We start from the raw sequence: 16,723 nt of genomic DNA on the forward strand, positions 1-16,723 counted from the left end.
CGAGAAAGAGTTCGGCCCCCGAGGAACGTTCCTCGGGGGCCGAACTCTGAAGCGGGCGGCTCAGCCCGTACTGACGCCGTCCGTGTCACCGGCGGAGGACACCCGCTGCCCGGGCACGGCGTTCGCCAGTTCCGCATCGGCGGGGGCGGCCGCGATCCGTGACTCCTGGCCGACGTTGCGCGTCTCGGCCTTGATCGCGAGGTTCGAGACGGCGGTGTTGAACTGGTCGATGGAGGCCGGCTCGTCCGGGCCCAGCAGGTACTGCTTGAGCTCCTTGCGGTCCTCGGCCAGCGGATCGGCGGCCGGGTCGCGCACCGCGCCGAGCAGCTCGCCCAGCTCGGCCGCGCTGTTGGACAGGATCACCGCGGCACGCACCGCCGTGTTGTTCCGCTTGAACTCCTCGGCACCCAGCTCCGCGGAGTCGGTGACCGCGTACGGCTTGCCGCTCGCGATGAAGTCGGAGACCACGCTTGAGATGTCGGAGACCATCGCGTCCGAGACGTTGAAGCAGTCGTACAGCCGCGGCTCGGCGCCGGTGATGACGCGGTGCTCCCAGCTGGGGAAGGAGCGCCAGTAGGCGTCGTTCCACTCGGCGCGCAGCCGGGCGACCTCCTCGTGCCGGGCGACGTCGACCTGCCCGTCACGGGTGGCCTCGGCCTCGTCGCGACCCTTGTCGCCGCCGGTGCCGACCAGCTGGGCGATCCGGGCCTCGATCCGGGCCAGCTCGGTCTTGGCCTGTGCCTGGGCAGCGCTGTCGGTGACGAAGCGCGAGTCGGCGGCCCGCTCGGCGGCGGCCTTCTGCACCAGGGCGGTGATGCGCTGGTGGGCGGCCTTGGCCTCCTTGCTGCGCGTGCCGGTGAACGGGTGCGGCTTGTACAGGACGCGGACCGGCGGGTCGGCCGTGATCAGCCTGCGCACGATGTTCTCGCCGGCCAGCAGGATCGAGGTGTTGCCGGGGTTGTCGTCCCAGCCCTCCCAGGTGGGGGCGTACAGGACGGTCGGGATGCGTCCCTCGGGGACGCCCTGCCAGGTCTGGATCGGGGCCAGCTGCGGGCGGCCGACCTCGACGATGTCCTCGTCGCGGACACCGACGTCGGCGATGGCGTAGCGGTCGCGGCCCGCGCGGCCGGCCGTCCACACCTCGTCGTAGACCTTGCTGAACGGGTTGACGCTGGCGAGCTTGTCGCTGTCGCCGTGGCCGATGAAGACGTGCTTCATGGTGGGCACGCGCAGCATGTGGATGTTCTTGCCGACGTTCGCCGCGTAGAGCGCGACCCGCACCGTGGACAGGTCCATGTTCATCAGGTGCACCCCTCCGGGCACGCAGATGACGGGGACCGTGGTCGGCGCCAGGTTGTTGAGGATGGCCCGCTCACGCAGGATGATCAGCGGCTTGGAGTCCAGGTTCTCCATGGTGTCCAGCCACATGTTGACCTGGTACGCGGAGTCCTTCGAACCGGAGAAGTACAGGACCGTCTCCGGCTTGTACTCGCTCAGCCAGTCGTCGACGGCGGCCAGCACCTTCTCGGCGTTCGGCGGGATCTTCCGGCCGCGCACGTACGGCATGAGCGCCAGGACGTACAGGGAGGCGGCCGCCACCGTGATGCCGATGCCGACGAAGCCGACGAGGGCCGACATCACCTGCGCGGCGAGCAGGATGCCGGCGACCGCGAAGAGGTCGAGGTGCAGCATCTTCTCGGCGGAGCGGTGCAGCAGCCGGCGCGGCGGGGCGTCCGGGATGCGGATGCGGGACTTCAGGTCGACGTTGCGGGTGGCGACCGGCATGCGGCGGCGGTTGCGGATGAGCTGGACCAGCGCGCCGTGCGGGGCCTGGAGACCGTAGAAGGCGATGAAGCAGGCGATCGCCCCGTAGTAGATCAGGTTGTCCGCGAGGGACAGCCGGGCCAGCAGCAGGACGAGCAGCAGCTGCCGGATCAGGAAGCGGATCGACAGACCGGCCCGGACCTTGCCGAGGCGGTTGATCAGGTAGCTGCCCTTGCGGTGCAGATAGTGGTCCGCCAGGTACGTCACGGCGGCCGCTGCCGCGAAGGCGGGGACGCTCGGGACGAGCGCGGCCAGCATGAGGGCGGGGAAGCCCGCCACCATGAGGACCGCCGCGGCCAGCTCGGCCGCACTGCCCACCCGGGCGACGCGAATAGCGGTGGATATCACGGAGAAACCTGCTCTTGGGAGGGGTGTGCCGGTCTTGGTTCGAGAATGCGGCTGGTCTGTGAATATTCGCGGGACGGGATGGATTCAGGCCCCTGCGAACACCCCTGTTGACGAACCGCGTTAACAGGAGGGCGCAGAGGCCTGAATTACTGAAGTCTATGTGGCGCCAATTATTACACGCCGTCCTGCCGGTCCAGCACCGAGGCCAGCGCCTGCTCGAAGCCGGAGGCGCGGGCCGCACCGGCGGTCGGGTCCTGCTGGCGGACGTCGATGACGTGGCCGGTCAGCTCGGACAGCAGCACGTCGAGCGAGGTGCGGGCCACGGCCTCGGAGGACAGCAGCGAGGCCGGCTCCTGGCCGAAGGCCTTGGTGCGCATCGGGGTGGCGGTGCGCTCGGGGTTGATGCAGTTGACGCGGACGCCGTCGCCGGCCCACTCGTCGGACAAAGCCTGGGTGAGGTTCACCATGGCGGCCTTGGTCGAGGAGTACAGGCTGTACTCGGCGCGACCCCGGGTGTAGCTGCTGGAGGTGTACAGCAGCAACTGGCCCTTGGTCTCGGACAGGTACTTGTACGAAGAACGGGCGATCTGCACCGGGGCCAGGTAGTTGACCTTCAGCGCCTCCTCGATGGTGGCGTTGTCGGTCTCGGCGAGCTTGCCGATGCGCAGCACGCCGGCGGTGTTGACCACGTAGTCGATGCGGCCGGTCTCGGCGTACGCCTTGGACAGGGCGTCGTCGACCTCCTCCGGGTTCTCCACGTGGGTGCCGGTGGTGGAGCGGCCCAGCGCGTAGACCTTGGCGCCGTAGGACTCGGCGAGCTCGGCGATGTCCTTGCCGATGCCGTAGGAGCCGCCGAAGACGACGACCGTCTTGCCGGTCAGCAGCTCGCGGTAGGCCTCCTCGGAGACCTGCTCGGGCGCGGCCGTGGAGGCGAGCTGGAAGAGCTTGTCGGCGATGAAGACGTCGACGGGCTGGGTGACCTTCATGTTGTACTCGTCACCCGCGACGACGTGGATCGGCACGTCCGGCAGGTACTTGAGCACCACGGAGCAGTCGTCGGTGGCCTGGAAGTTGGGGTCGCCGGCGGCGACCTCGTAGGCCCGCCTGATCGTGGACAGCTTGAAGGCCTGCGGGGTCTGGCCGCGGCGCAGCCGGGAGCGGTCCGGGATCTCGGTGATGAACTCGCCGTCCTCGCCGTGCGTGCGCGTGACGATGATGGTGTCGGCTGAGGGGATGGCCACGTCGACGGCCTGGTAGCGCTCCAGCGCGGCGACGCAGTCGTCGATGACGCGCTGCGACAGCAGGGGGCGCACGGCGTCGTGGAAGAGGACGTTGGCGTCCTCGCCCTCGGCCAGGCCCTCGCCCAGCGCGGCGATGGCGCGCTCGGTGGTCTCGTTCCGCGTCGAGCCGCCCTCGATGATCTTCGAGACCTTCTTGAATCCGGCCTTCGCGACAATCTTCTCAATGTCGGGCACATAGCCCGGCGCCATCAGCACGATGATGTCGTCGATCGAGTCGGCGTTCTCGAAGGTGGTCAGGGTGTGCTCGATGACTGCCTTGCCGGCGATCTTCAGCAGCTGCTTGGGGATCGACAGACCCACGCGCTGACCGGTGCCACCGGCCAGGATCACTGCGGTGGTACGGGGCTTGGCTATGTGCTGGGACACAGGTGACCTACCTTGGGGCGACAGGGAACTTGGAAATGGTCCCACTTGTGGTTACCGCAGTGCAAGGTGAGCGACCTCTGCCGCATATGTGCGCGCAACCTGTCATTCACCTCCCACTCCTGGTGATTGGTGAGACGGTTCCGCGACCCTCGGGTAAATGCGCTGTGAGTAACTCCACAGATGCTCAGCGACGTCGGAGCCGCCTGAGACAGCGGTGACCGAGGACCTTCACGAGTTCCTTGGACGATGTCTGCTGCACGGTACGCGCTTTGGCGGTGCCCCACCGATCCGGCCGCTCACGGCGGCGGGCTGCGCGGCCGTGGTGTGCGGATCTTCACGTCCCGGGGCGCGGGGCTGCACGCGTTCTTCATGTGCCTGACCGCGAATACGGCTTGCCCGGCAGCTCATTGCCGCGGAATTCCCGGTCAAGATTCCGCAGCATTTCGGTCTCGGCGAGAGCAATACGCCGGAAGCCGGGTCGGACTTCTCACACGGTTCACCCGTCCCGCACGACGAAGAGCCCGGGACTCCGAGGAGTCCCGGGCTCACGCGTGCGTCAGGGGTCGGGTCAGACGACCTCGACTCCCGGGCGGCCCGCCTCGACCCGCAGCTTGGCCAGCGTGCTCGGCGTCGACGTCGGCTGCCGCACGGTGTCGACCACCCTCACCTGCGCGTCGATGCCGTCGCGGCGGACGTCGAAGAGGTGGTAGCCGCGGTGGGCGTCGAGCAGCTTCCAGTGCGGGTTGTCCGGGCGCCGCGGGTCCCACTCCCTGCGGAAGGCCGCCTGGTCCTGGTCGCCGTTGCTGGAGATGGAGGTGCCGACGAACTCGGCGCCGACAACCGTCGAGTCCGGATCGGCGTAGTCCTCCTTGAGGTCGCTGATCATCGTCAGATGCCGGTCACCGGAGAGCACGACGGGGTTGCGGACCTGCTTGAACTCCTTCAGGAACCGGTTGCGCTCGGCCTGGTAGCCGTCCCAGGCGTCGTAGAACCAGAGCTTGCCCTCGCCGACCTTGAGGTCCGTCTCGGCCATCATGATCTGCGAGGCGATCAGGTTCCAGCGGGCCGGCGAGTCCTGAAGCCCGTTCAGCAGCCACTGCTTCTGCCGCGCGCCCAGCATGGTCAGGGACGGGTCCTGGGCACCGGCCTGGCTCTTGGCCTGGTCGCTGCGGTACTGCCGGGTGTCCAGGACGTTCAGGCGGGCCAGCCGGCCGAACTCCAGGCGGCGGTACATCCGGATGTGCGGTCCGTTCGGGACGGCGGTCGCACGGACCGGCATGTGCTCGTAGAACGCCTGGTAGGCCGCGGTCAGCCGGGCCACGAACGCGTCGTGCGGCTGCTTGTCCGGATCCTGCGGGATCTCGCCGGCGAAGTCGTTGTCCACCTCGTGGTCGTCGAAGCTCACCACGAAGGGCGCGTTCGCGTGCATGTCCGCGAGGTCGGCGTCGGTGCGGTACTGGGCGTACCGGTTGCGGTACTGGGCGAGGCTGAACGGCTCACCGGTCCCCTCGTGGCGTCGTACGCCCGTCGCCGACGGCGTGGACTCGTAGATGTAGTCGCCGACGAACACCACGACGTCCGGGTCCTGGTCGAGCATGTCGGCGTACGGCGTGAAATAGCCGTGCTGCCAGTTCTGGCAGGAGGCCAGCGCCATACGCAGGGAGCCGCCGGAGCTGTAGGGGTGGGGCGCGGTACGGGTGCGGCCGACGGGCGAGAGCTGCCCGCTGGTGCGGAAGCGGTACCAGTACCTGCGGTCCGGGCGCAGCCCGCGTACGTCCACGTGAACGCTGTGCCCGTACTCGGGCCGGGCCTGGGCGGTGCCCCGGCGGACGACCTTTCTGAACCGCTGGTCCTCCGCGAGCTGCCACTCCACCGGCACCACCCGGTCGGGCATGCCTCCGCCGTTCAGCGGGTCCGGGGCGAGCCGGGTCCACAGCACGATGCCGTCCGGCAGCGGATCCCCGGAGGCGACACCGAGGCTGAACACGCCGTCGGGCAGCGGTGTCTCGGCCCCGCGGGCGGTGGCCGGAAGCCACAGCTGGGCGGAGGCCGCGGCACCGAGGACCGCGGCACCGGCGGTCAGAAAGCGGCGTCGGTCGGGGGATACTGCTCCGGTCATCGGCTGACTCCCTTACCTCGCTGGCCACTTGGACACTGGGAAGCTTCACGCTCGCAGGCGGTCCGCCCGCTGAACGCCGGGGTTCACGTACATGACAACTAAGCAGCCAAAGGGAGACCCGCCACCAGCGCTGGAACAAGCCGTTGCCGGGGCGGGTCTGACAGGTGATCAGTCAGCGAAGACGGTGCCGAGCCGGGCCTGGGTGGCGGTGGTGCCGAGGAGCGTGTTGCCAAAGGTCGTGGTGGCGCCGGGGCTCACGACGGTTGCCGGGGCGGACCTGAAGTACCACACGGACCCGGCGTTGCCGTTCTCCCCCGGCGCGCCCGCCGCCAGGTCGGCCAGGCCGTCGTGGTCGGCGTCGGCGAGGTGGACGGCCCTGCCGAAGGCGTCGTTCTTCTCGGGGGTGCCCGGCACGTCGGGCGTGTTCTGCGTGACCACCTGGGCGCCGGTGCCGGTGAGCCCGCGCGCGGTGCCGGGCAACACGACGACGGCTCCCGCGTCGGCCACACCGCCCAGGTCCTCACCGGGCAGCCCGGTCGCCACGTCCGGGTATCCGTCGCCGTTGACGTCGGCGACCCGGACGTCGGTACCGAAGCCGTCGCCCGCCTCGGCGCTCCCGGGCACGCCGGGGCCGTCCTGGTTGAGGAACCTGGCCTTCACACCGTCGGGCCCGGCCGGGCCGCCCGGGATCCAGGTGACCCGGCCGCCCTTGGCGACGGGGGTGTCGAGGTCGCTGTCGTACCCGTCGACGGCCCGGCCGACCACAATGTCGTCGTAGCCGTCCCGGTCGACGTCCCCGATGTCGAGGTTCTCGCCGCCCTGGAGCCGGTAGCCGTCGCCGCCCCGCACGGTGGTGTACGGCGTGAGCCCCTGCTCGGTGCCCGGCCAGTACACGACCCGGCGGGCGTCGAACTCGTCGCCGTCGGTCCCGGTGGCGGCCACGTCCGTGACACCGTCGCCGTTGACGTCGCCGGTGGCCAGGTCGAGGACGCGGCTGTCGAACTCGTCCGTCACGAGCTGCTCGCCGTGGGCCGTGGAGCCGTCCCGGGCGAACGGGCCTTTCAGCACGCGCAGGTTGCACTGGTCCTGCACGGTCACCAGGTCCTCGGCGCCGTCGCCGTCGACGTCCCCGACGGTCAGGCGCCCCTGGCGGCCGAGCCGGTCGTAGGTCTTCCCGGTGGCCAGGACGGCCCCGCCGGACAGGCCCTTCGTACCGCCCCACAGGACCTCGACCAGCCCGGACTCCGCACCGCCGTCGGCCGTGTCCTCGCTTCCCACGCCGACCACCAGGTCCGCGTACCCGTCGCGGTCGAGGTCGGCGGTGGTGAGCGCGCTGCCGAACGCGTCGTCCGTCTCGGGGCTGCCGGGCACGCCGGCCGTGCTCTGGCTGAACACCTGCCTCTTCGTCGCGTCCAGCCCGTTCCGCGAGCCGTAGACCACGGCGACGTATCCGGCGCCCTTCTTCCCGCCGACGGTCGCGGCCGGGGCGGCCACGGCGAGGTCGGAGTAGCCGTCGCCGTTGAAGTCGTCGTGGAGCCTCGCCGCGCCGGCCGGGGTCGTGGGGGCCGCGTCGGCGGCCTGTGCGGCCACCGGGGCGGTGACGGCCGCGACGACCGCCGCCACTGCGGCTCCTCGGCCGATCCTGCGCTTGCTCATGGACTGGGACACGGGAACTCCGATGAGTCGCTGGGCAGTTGCGGTGCGACGAGGAACAAGATCCTCATGCACGCCGCCCACTACGACTCACCGAAGAACGACTCGGTTGCCTTGAAGTTTGTTGCGGATCTGCTTGCCGTTAACTCAGGACGCTCAGAACGGCTCGAAGTCGTCGAACTCCCGCTGCGCCTCGTCCCGCTCGGCCTGCCGGTCCCTGCGGCGCTGCGCGGCCGGCCGCGCCTCCTCCAACCGGTGGTCCTCACCGCGTCGGCCGAGCATCTCGGCCCCGGCCATCACGGACGGCTCCCAGTCGAAGACCACGGCGTTCTCCTCGGGACCGATGGCGACACCGTCGCCGCCCCGGGCGCCCGCCTTCATCAGCTCTTCCTCGACCCCGAGCCGGTTGAGCCGGTCCGCCAGGTAGCCGACCGCCTCGTCGTTGTTGAAGTCGGTCTGGCGCACCCAGCGCTCGGGCTTTTCCCCGCGCACCCGGAACAGCCCGTCCGCATCGCGCGTCACCGTGAAACCGGTGTCGTCGACGGCCTTCGGCCGGATCACGATCCGCGTGGCCTCCTCCTTCGGCTTCGCCGCCCGCGCCTTCGCCACGAGCTCCGCGATCGCGTACGACAGCTCCTTCAGCCCCATGTGTGCCACGGCCGACACCTCGAACACGCGGTACCCGCGCGCCTCCAGGTCGGGCCGCACCATCTCGGCCAGGCCCTTGCCGTCCGGTACGTCGATCTTGTTCAGGACGACGATCCGCGGGCGGTTGTCCAGGCCGCCGTACTGCCGCAGCTCCTCCTCGATGGCGTCGAGGTCGGAGACCGGGTCGCGGTCCGACTCCAGGGTGGCGGCATCCAGGACGTGCACGAGCACACTGCACCGCTCCACGTGCCGCAGGAACTCCAGGCCCAGGCCCTTGCCCTGGCTGGCTCCCGGGATCAGACCGGGCACGTCGGCGATCGTGTACACCGTCGAGCCGGCCGTGACGACACCGAGGTTCGGCACGAGCGTGGTGAACGGGTAGTCGGCGATCTTCGGCTTGGCCGCGCTCAGCACCGAGATCAGGGACGACTTGCCGGCGCTCGGATACCCGACGAGCGCCACGTCGGCGACCGTCTTCAGCTCCAGGACGATTTCCCGCACGTCTCCCGGCTCGCCGAGCAGCGCGAACCCGGGCGCCTTGCGGCGCGCGGACGCCAGCGCCGCGTTGCCGAGCCCGCCCCGGCCGCCCTGCGCGGCGACGAACGACGTGCCGTGCCCGACGAGGTCGGCGAGGACGTTGCCCGCCTTGTCGAGCACCACCGTGCCGTCCGGCACCGGCAGGACGAGGTCCTGCCCGTCCTTGCCGAAGCGGTTGCCGCCCTCGCCGGGCTTGCCGTTGGTGGCCTTGCGGTGCGGGGAGTGGTGGTAGTCGAGGAGCGTGGTGACGGACTGGTCGACGGTGAGGATCACGTCCCCGCCGCGCCCGCCGTTGCCGCCGTCGGGCCCGCCCAGCGGCTTGAACTTCTCGCGGTGGACGGAGGCACAGCCGTGACCTCCGCTACCCGCGGCGACATGCAGCTCGACGCGGTCCACGAAGGTGGTCATGGTGGGTGCCTCCAGTGATGTACGGCCGTTGTGTACGGGTTGTACGGGGTTGTTCTCTGCGTAACACGCGAAAGGCGGACCCGCTTCCCGTGAGGGAAGTGAGGTCCGCCTCGCGAAAGCTTCCGGTCAGGCGACCGGAACGATGTTCACGACCTTGCGGCCACGGTGGGTGCCGAACTGCACCGAACCGGCCTGGAGGGCGAACAGCGTGTCGTCGCCGCCACGGCCGACGCCGGCGCCCGGGTGGAAGTGGGTGCCGCGCTGACGGACCAGGATCTCACCCGCGCTGACGACCTGACCGCCGAAGCGCTTCACGCCGAGCCGCTGGGCGTTGGAGTCGCGACCGTTCCGGGTGGACGATGCGCCCTTCTTGTGTGCCATTTCTCCTCAGTCCCTTACTTCGCAGCCGTGGGGATCTCAGTGACCTTGATCGCCGTGTACTGCTGGCGGTGGCCCTGGCGACGGCGGTAACCGGTCTTGTTCTTGTAGCGCAGAATGTCGATCTTCTGGCCCTTGTGGTGGTCCACGACCTCGGCCTGGACCTTGATGCCGGCCAGCACCCACGGGTCGCTGGTCACGGCGTCGCCGTCGACAACGAGCAGGGTCGAGAGCTCGACCGTGTCGCCAACCTGGGCAGTGGAAATCTTGTCAACCTCAACGATGTCACCGACAGCAACCTTGTGCTGGCGGCCACCGCTGCGCACGATGGCGTACACGCGGACTCACTCTCTCGCTCGGGAAACGGCACCCCCGCAGGCCAGCCGCCCGACACAACGAGCGGCCTCTCCTGGGCGCCCGGCGCCCGGAGGATGAGGTTTACGGGGATGTGACGCGTCATTCGACACGCCGACGGTCAAGGTTACGGGGCCGCGGCCGAGGGGGTCAAACCGAGCCGGGCCCGCCGCCTGTGCGACCGGTCACGCCGGTCGCGTCCGCCGGGGCGTACGCGTGGTTCGCGAACGCCCCGGCGGACGTCGAGGCGGGTCAGTCCTCGTCGGTGGAGGCCGAGACGGAGGAGCGGGACTGCTCCGCCGCCACGGTCTTCTTCGACGTGGTCTTCTTGGCGGCGGTCTTGGTGGTCTTCGCCGCCTTCTTCGCCGTCGTCTTCTTGGCCGCGGTCTTCTTCGCCGCGGTCTTCTTGGTGGCGGCCTTCTTCGCCGTGGCCTTCTTGGCCGTCTTGCGGGCCGTCTTCTTGGCCGGGGCCGACTCCTCGGCGGGCTCGGCGGCCTCGCCCGCCTCGTCGGCAGGGGCACCGGCTTCCGCCGGTTCCACCGACGCCGCCGGCTCCTCCGCGGCGGCCGACGGGACGACCACGACGGCCTCTTCCGCGGACGCGGTGGCCACGGTGGGCTTGCGCACGGCCCGGCGCCGCGGACGGGCCGGGGCGGCGCTCTCGGCGGGAGCCTCGGTAACCGCCTCGGCAGCCGCGGGCTGTTCGGCCTGCTCGGGCGTCCGCGTGGCCTCGGACGCGGCGGGCACGGTCTCGGAAACCGTCACCACGGCCGCCTCCGCCCCCGCCGGAGAACCGGCCGGCGCGGACACCTTGCGCGTCGCCCGCCGACGGCCACGGCCCTTGGGCGCGGCCTCCTCGGCGACCGGGGCCTCGACGACCGGGTCCTCCACGGCCATCGGCTCGGCATGTGCCTCGGCGGCCGCCTCCGGCTGCACCGGGCGGGCGACCTCATCGGCGGCGGTCACGTCCTGAGCCGTCGGCACCACGGCCTCGGCCTGCTGGGACTTCCCGTCCTGCCTGGCTTTCGGCTCCGCCGTCTCACCGCGCGGCGCACCCGCCGGAGCCGACGCCCGCCGGCTTGCCCGGCGTCGCGTCCGTCCGCGCGTGGCCGCGGCCTCCGCCTCGGCGGCGCTGCTGTACAGCTCCTCGTCGGGCTCGAAGACCGGCTCGGGCAGCGCGATCGGCTCGGCGATCTCGGCACCGACCTCGGCCTCGGTCTCCGCCTCCTCCTCGACGGTCTCCACGGTCTCGACGGCGGCCTCGTGCACGTGCGGCTGCTCGGCGGCACCGGCGCGCGCACGCTTCTTGCGCTTGCCGCCGCCTCCGCCGGAGGTGGTCGGCTGCTCCATGTGCACGATGACACCGCGCCCGTTGCAGTGGACGCAGGTCTCGGAGAAGGACTCCAGGAGTCCCTGCCCGACCCGCTTGCGGGTCATCTGCACGAGCCCCAGCGAGGTCACCTCGGCCACCTGGTGCTTCGTACGGTCCCGGCCCAGGCATTCGAGCAGTCGCCGCAGCACCAGGTCGCGGTTGGACTCCAGCACCATGTCGATGAAGTCGATGACGATGATGCCGCCGAGGTCGCGCAGCCGCAGCTGGCGCACGATCTCCTCGGCAGCCTCCAGGTTGTTCCTGGTGACGGTCTCCTCGAGGTTGCCGCCCTGGCCGGTGAACTTGCCGGTGTTGACGTCGACGACGACCATCGCCTCGGTCCGGTCGATCACCAGCGAACCACCGCTCGGCAGCCACACCTTGCGGTCCAGCGCCTTGGCGAGCTGCTCGTCGATCCGGTACGTGGCGAAGACGTCGACCTCGGAGGTCCACTTCTGGAGCCGCTCGGCGAGGTCCGGCGCGACGTGCGAGACGTACCCGTGGATGGTCTCCCACGCGTCGCTTCCGCTGACGACGACCTTGGAGAAGTCCTCGTTGAAGATGTCGCGCACGACCCGGACGGTCATGTCCGGCTCGCCGTACAGCAGCGTCGGGGCGTTGCCGTTCTTGGCCTTCTTCTGGATGTCCTCCCACTGCTGCTGGAGCCTCTCGACGTCCCGGCGCAGCTCTTCCTCGCTCGCGCCCTCGGCGGCGGTGCGCACGATGACGCCCGCGTCCTCGGGGACGATCTTCTTGAGGATCGTCTTCAGCCGGGCCCGCTCGGTGTCGGGCAGCTTGCGGCTGATGCCGGTCATGGAGCCCTCGGGCACGTACACGAGGTAACGCCCGGGGAGGGAGACCTGGCTGGTCAGGCGGGCGCCCTTGTGCCCGATGGGGTCCTTCGTCACCTGGACGAGCACGGACTGCCCGGACTTCAGGGCGGACTCGATGCGCCGCGGCCCGTTGGCCATGCCGAGCGCCTCGAAGTTGACCTCGCCGGCGTACAGCACGGCGTTGCGGCCCTTGCCGATGTCGATGAAGGCGGCCTCCATCGACGGCAGCACGTTCTGAACCTTGCCGAGGTAGACGTTGCCGACGTACGAGGTCGACTGCTCCTTGTTGACGTAGTGCTCGACGAGCACGCCGTCCTCCAGGACGCCGATCTGCGTACGGTCCCCGTGCTGGCGGACGACCATCACGCGGTCGACGGCCTCGCGCCGGGCCAGGAACTCGGCCTCGGTGATGATCGGCACACGCCGACGGCCCTGCTCGCGGCCCTCCCGGCGGCGCTGCTTCTTGGCCTCCAGACGGGTCGAGCCCTTGATGGACTGCACCTCGTCGGACGGCTCGGCCTTGGGGCGGGGCTCACGGACCTTGACGACCGTGCGCTCCGGGTCGTCCTCGGAGGGCTCGGCGGCGTCGGCCGCCGTGTCACCGGCACGACGACGGCGGCGACGGCGCCGGCGGCTGCTGGTGGAGCCTCCCCCACCGCCCGACTCGTCACGGTCGGCGGCCTCGTCGGACTCCTCGTGGTCCTCCTCGGACTGCTCCGCGGTGTCCTCGTCGTCCTGCGCGACGGTGGCCTGCTCGGACTCGGCGTCCGTGCCCTCGCCGCCCTCTGCGTCGCTCTCGGCGGACTCACCACGCCGACGGCGGCGGCCGCCCCGGCGGCGGCGACGGCGCGAGCCGGGCCCCTCGGAGTCGTCCTGGTCCTCGCCCTCGGCGGACTCCTCGGGCTCCTCCGCCTCGTCGACGGCGCTCTCGGCGGCGGCACTCTCGGCAGCGGGGGCCTCGGTGGCCTGCGCCTCGGGCTCGTCTCCGGCACCCCGGCGACGACGCCGGCGGCGCGACCCGCCGGGCTGCTCCTCCCGCACCTCCGCCGGCGCGGACTCCTCCGCGTCCTCGGGTTCCTCGGCACCGACCGCCTCGGCGGCGGCTGCGGCAGCGGCCCGCTCCGGCGTCTGGAACTGGGGCTCGGTGAACACGGGCGCCTGGAACACGGCGACGGCGGGCCGCGCGGGCCGCGCCGACGTCTCGCTCTCCCCGGCAGCCGCGCCATCGGCGGCCTGCGCGGGCTTCGAGGCCCGGGAGCCCCGCGAGGGCTGCGCGGGCTCGGCGAAACCACTGGCGGCCCGGCGGACGACCCGGCGACGGCGCCGCGGAGCGGCCTCCTCGGCGGGCTCGGAAGCCCGGGCGGCGGCGTCGGCGGAGGCCTCGGCGGCAGCGGCCTCCGGGGCTCGGTCGGACTCAGCGGCAGGGGTATCGGTCACAGGTGCCTTCGCCTCCTCGGCGGGCGAGCCGGCGGGGGCCTCGACGGGCCCACCGGACACGGCGGCGGCCTCGGCAGGCGCGTCGGTCGTAGCGACGGAGCCGGACCGGCCCGCGTCGGCGGTTTCTTCCGCCGCTTCCGCCGCGGCAGGCACTGCGGTGGGCGCGGTCACCCGTCGTGTGGCACGCCGCCGGGCGCGGCGCGGAGCAGCCTCTTCGGCGGCCTCCGCGGTCTCGGCGCCGTCAGCGGTCCCACCGGCCGTGGCGGGCTCAGCGGCACTCGGTTCGGCCTGTGCGGCGGCAGCCGGCGCCGTCTCCACCGCCTCTGCCGGAGCCGCAGCAGGCGAGGTCACCGTGCGCGTCGCACGACGCCGGGTGCGCCGGGGAGCGGCGTCCTCGGACACCTCTGCGGCGGGGGCGGAGGCCTCGTCCTGCTCCGACGCCTCGGTGGCGGCCGGAGCACCAGCGGTCACCGGCACCACGGTCTCGGCGGCCTCCGCGGACTGCGGAGCCCCGGCGGGCGCGGCGGCACGGCGAACCACACGGCGCCGCTTGGGAGTGGCAGGCGCGGCCTCCTCGGCGCTCTCGGCAGCCTCGGAAGTCTCCTGCGCCGCCGCGACGGTCTCCTCGGCCTCGCCGGCCTCTACGGCGTCGGCCGCGAGGTCATCGGGCTCCGCGGCCGGTATGGCCGGCGCGACGGTTTCCACCGGAGCGTCGGAGGAGGCGCCGACGGGCGGACCCGCCGGTCGGGACGCGGCACGGCGCCGCCGGCGAGGCGGCAGGGTGTCGCTGGGAGTGTTCTGTTCGGAGTCCGTGGAGGACTCTGTGGGTTCGGTCGGTCCGAGCATGCGGGCTTTTCTCCCGTCAGGCTCCCGGGCGCCGCGCCTGGTCCGGCTGTGCCGGTGACGTCCGCGGCTCGCGTTGTGCGCGTCGCCGCCGTCCGGGGCGCGGGCGCCGCACGGGAGCTCTCTGTGTCCTGTCTCGCCGGTTCCGTACGCCGAATGCGTACGGCCTGGCGAAAGTCTTCTGGTCGGTGCGCTGCCCGACCCAGGTGGCTCCCGAGTCCGAGGGCGGCGCTACGACGTCCGTCCCTACGCGGAACCTTCCTTACGCCGACGCCGTCGCGGCGGCAGTCGGTTCGGCCGTTGAGTGGGCCTCCGCTGCCTCGCGGTCGGGCGCGAGCGGGTCGGTCACCGTGCCGGTCTCTTCATCGAACAGCCCCTGCGCCAGCCTGGTCACCGCTGCGGGGACCGGCGGCGCCAGGTCGGCCACGGCGCTAAGACCGGACAGGACGTCGTCGGGTCGTACGGCAGGCGTCACGTGCCGAACAACCAGCCGCAGTATCGCACAGGGCTGGTCGGTCGGCCTATCAGCCTGCGAACTGTGCGTTTCTGTGAGGTCGCGGATCTCCAGGCTCACGACTGCGGAGCGGGCGTCGAAGGTACGCACCCCGTTCTTGGCGAGGCGCTGGACCTCGACGGTCTCGGCCGCGTTGAAGGCGTCCGCCGCTCGGCGGGCGTCCTGCGGCGACACGCCGTCCAGCCGCAGCTCCCACACGGAAGCCGTCAGCCGGTCGGCGAGGCCCGGGGTGCGGGCCTCGACCGCCTCGACGATGTCGAGCCCGGGGGGCAGCGACTCGTCGAGAAGGATCCTGAGCTGCTCCGGGTCGCGCGCCTCGGTGAGCGCGATCTCCAGGTACTCCGCCTCACTGCCCGTGCCGGTGGGTGCGGCATTGGCGTACGACACCTTCGGGTGCGGTGTGAAGCCCGCCGAGTAGGCCATCGGCACCTCGGCACGGCGCAACGCACGCTCGAAGGCGCGCTGGAAGTCACGGTGGCTGGTGAACCGGAGGCGGCCGCGCTTGGTGTAGCGCAGTCGGATGCGCTGCACCGCGGGTGCGGGCGGCGGGCCTTCGGGCTGTCGCTTGCCCAGTGTCGTTCAGTCCTTCGTGAGAGCGGTCGTACTGCTACCAAGAGTACGTGCCTCGCGCCCGGAAGGTTCCCTCCGGTCGACCGGCTGCGGCTGCCTCGGCTCGCCGAAGAGCATCCGCCGGAAGTCGGCGCGTGCCTGACGCACGGACTCCCGGGCCGAGGTCAGCGCCTGCCGCGTGGTCCGTCCCACACTGCGGGCGGCCTCGGCGGCGGGCCGCAGGACGGCGTCCCGCACGACGTGCCCGACGGGCGTCAGCACGCTCCGGTACACCCACCGCACCGGCTCGACGAAGATCCACCGGAAGAGTGCCGCGAGGAACCGCCCCACCGCGAGCGAGATGTGCCCGGCGACGCGCCAGGCATGGCCGAGGGCGTCCCTGACCTCGCGCCCGATGACGGCGAGGACGCCTCCGACCGGGGCGAGGACCCAGCGCCAGAGGACGAGCGCGGGCAGGACGAGAAGGATCCGGGCGATCCAGTAGAGAGCCGTCCCGATGCCGGTGGCGATCGTGCTCACCAGCCACACCAGTCCCTTGCCGCACGAGACGATCGCCCGCCCGACGGGCGCGAGCACCCACGTGTACAGCCACACGACCGGTACGACGACCAGATACCGGACGAGCCACGCCACGACCGTGTACACGCCGGCCCCGACCGCTGCGAGCACGGCGCCGAGCCCCTTCAGCACCCACATCACGGCACGCCCGACCGGCGTGAGCAGGTACGAGTACACCCAGCCGACTACGGCGCCGACGCCCCTGGCGACCCATGTGGCGACCCGGGCGATCGCGTGTCCCACCGGCGTCAGCACGTACCCGTGGAGCCACACCAGAGGCACCACGAGGAGCATGTTCCCGAGCCACCCGAGCGCCTTGGCGACCGGCACGACGACATACCGCCACAGCCCCACGAACGGCCAGACGAACACCGCCCGCCCGAGCCACAGCAACGCCCGGCCCAGCGGCCGGAACAGCACGTCGTCGAGGAACCGCCCGGCCACGACGAGTGCGTCCCACACCATCCGCACGGGGACGATCAGCACGAGCACGACGATCCGCACGGGAATCCGGATGGCGACGGCGAGACATCCCTCGGGCCCCGCGTCAGGCACCGGCGGCGCGGACGGTTCGGGCACCCGTTTCCGCAGATCGACGCGCGTCTCGGAGCCCTCTGGGCCGGCTTTTCCAGATCCATACCGTCGTAGACGCCTCAACGC

General features: G+C 71.4%; 10 protein-coding genes. All 10 read right to left on the reverse strand.

Annotated elements, in window-relative coordinates:
* Positions 1-60: 60 nt before the first annotated feature.
* The 10 genes from V8690_RS13985 to V8690_RS14030 all read right to left on the reverse strand — a co-directional run bounded on the left by V8690_RS13985 (position 61) and on the right by V8690_RS14030 (position 16,642).
* A complete protein-coding gene (locus tag V8690_RS13985; protein WP_338785348.1) occupies positions 61-2,142 on the reverse strand; it encodes a hypothetical protein in 2,082 nt (693 codons plus the stop codon).
* Between the two features lie 203 nt (positions 2,143-2,345).
* Positions 2,346-3,839 (reverse strand): bifunctional cytidylyltransferase/SDR family oxidoreductase, encoded by a 1,494-nt coding sequence (locus V8690_RS13990; protein WP_338778869.1) that lies wholly within the window; start codon positions 3,837-3,839, stop codon positions 2,346-2,348.
* A 568-nt stretch (positions 3,840-4,407) separates the two neighbouring features.
* A complete protein-coding gene (locus V8690_RS13995) occupies positions 4,408-5,958 on the reverse strand; it encodes an alkaline phosphatase D family protein (RefSeq protein WP_338778871.1) in 1,551 nt (516 codons plus the stop codon).
* A 168-nt stretch (positions 5,959-6,126) separates the two neighbouring features.
* On the reverse strand, positions 6,127-7,614 hold the full coding sequence (locus V8690_RS14000) for an FG-GAP-like repeat-containing protein (protein ID WP_338778872.1): 1,488 nt from the start codon (positions 7,612-7,614) through the stop codon (positions 6,127-6,129).
* Positions 7,615-7,767: 153 nt separating this feature from the next.
* Positions 7,768-9,204, reverse strand: a complete 1,437-nt coding sequence (obgE, locus tag V8690_RS14005; RefSeq protein WP_338778873.1) for a GTPase ObgE — start codon at positions 9,202-9,204, stop codon at positions 7,768-7,770.
* Between the two features lie 126 nt (positions 9,205-9,330).
* Positions 9,331-9,585 (reverse strand): 50S ribosomal protein L27, encoded by a 255-nt coding sequence (gene rpmA, locus V8690_RS14010; RefSeq protein WP_014672692.1) that lies wholly within the window; start codon positions 9,583-9,585, stop codon positions 9,331-9,333.
* 14 nt (positions 9,586-9,599) lie between these two features.
* Positions 9,600-9,920 (reverse strand): 50S ribosomal protein L21, encoded by a 321-nt coding sequence (rplU, locus tag V8690_RS14015; protein WP_020269559.1) that lies wholly within the window; start codon positions 9,918-9,920, stop codon positions 9,600-9,602.
* A 268-nt stretch (positions 9,921-10,188) separates the two neighbouring features.
* Entirely contained in the window at positions 10,189-14,424 is a 4,236-nt protein-coding gene (locus tag V8690_RS14020) for an Rne/Rng family ribonuclease (protein ID WP_338778886.1), read from the reverse strand.
* A 259-nt stretch (positions 14,425-14,683) separates the two neighbouring features.
* Positions 14,684-15,466, reverse strand: coding sequence for a TIGR03936 family radical SAM-associated protein (locus V8690_RS14025; protein ID WP_338778888.1), 783 nt, complete (start codon positions 15,464-15,466; stop codon positions 14,684-14,686).
* A gap of 48 nt (positions 15,467-15,514) precedes the next feature.
* Positions 15,515-16,642 carry a hypothetical protein gene (locus V8690_RS14030; protein ID WP_338778890.1) on the reverse strand — a complete coding sequence of 376 codons (1,128 nt, stop codon included), beginning with the start codon at positions 16,640-16,642 and terminating at the stop codon, positions 15,515-15,517.
* Positions 16,643-16,723 lie beyond the last annotated feature (81 nt).

The organism is Streptomyces sp. DG1A-41, from assembly GCF_037055355.1.
In the GTDB taxonomy this organism is placed as follows: domain Bacteria; phylum Actinomycetota; class Actinomycetes; order Streptomycetales; family Streptomycetaceae; genus Streptomyces.

Bases quoted from the DNA above. Each gene is read 5' to 3' on its own strand.
- V8690_RS13995 (WP_338778871.1), bottom strand. From the start codon at position 5,958: ATGACCGGAGCAGTATCCCCCGACCGACGCCGCTTTCTGACCGCCGGT.
- V8690_RS14000 (WP_338778872.1), bottom strand. From the start codon at position 7,614: ATGAGCAAGCGCAGGATCGGCCGAGGAGCCGCAGTGGCGGCGGTCGTC.
- obgE (WP_338778873.1), bottom strand. From the start codon at position 9,204: ATGACCACCTTCGTGGACCGCGTCGAGCTGCATGTCGCCGCGGGTAGC.
- rpmA (WP_014672692.1), bottom strand. From the start codon at position 9,585: ATGGCACACAAGAAGGGCGCATCGTCCACCCGGAACGGTCGCGACTCC.
- V8690_RS14020 (WP_338778886.1), bottom strand. From the start codon at position 14,424: ATGCTCGGACCGACCGAACCCACAGAGTCCTCCACGGACTCCGAACAG.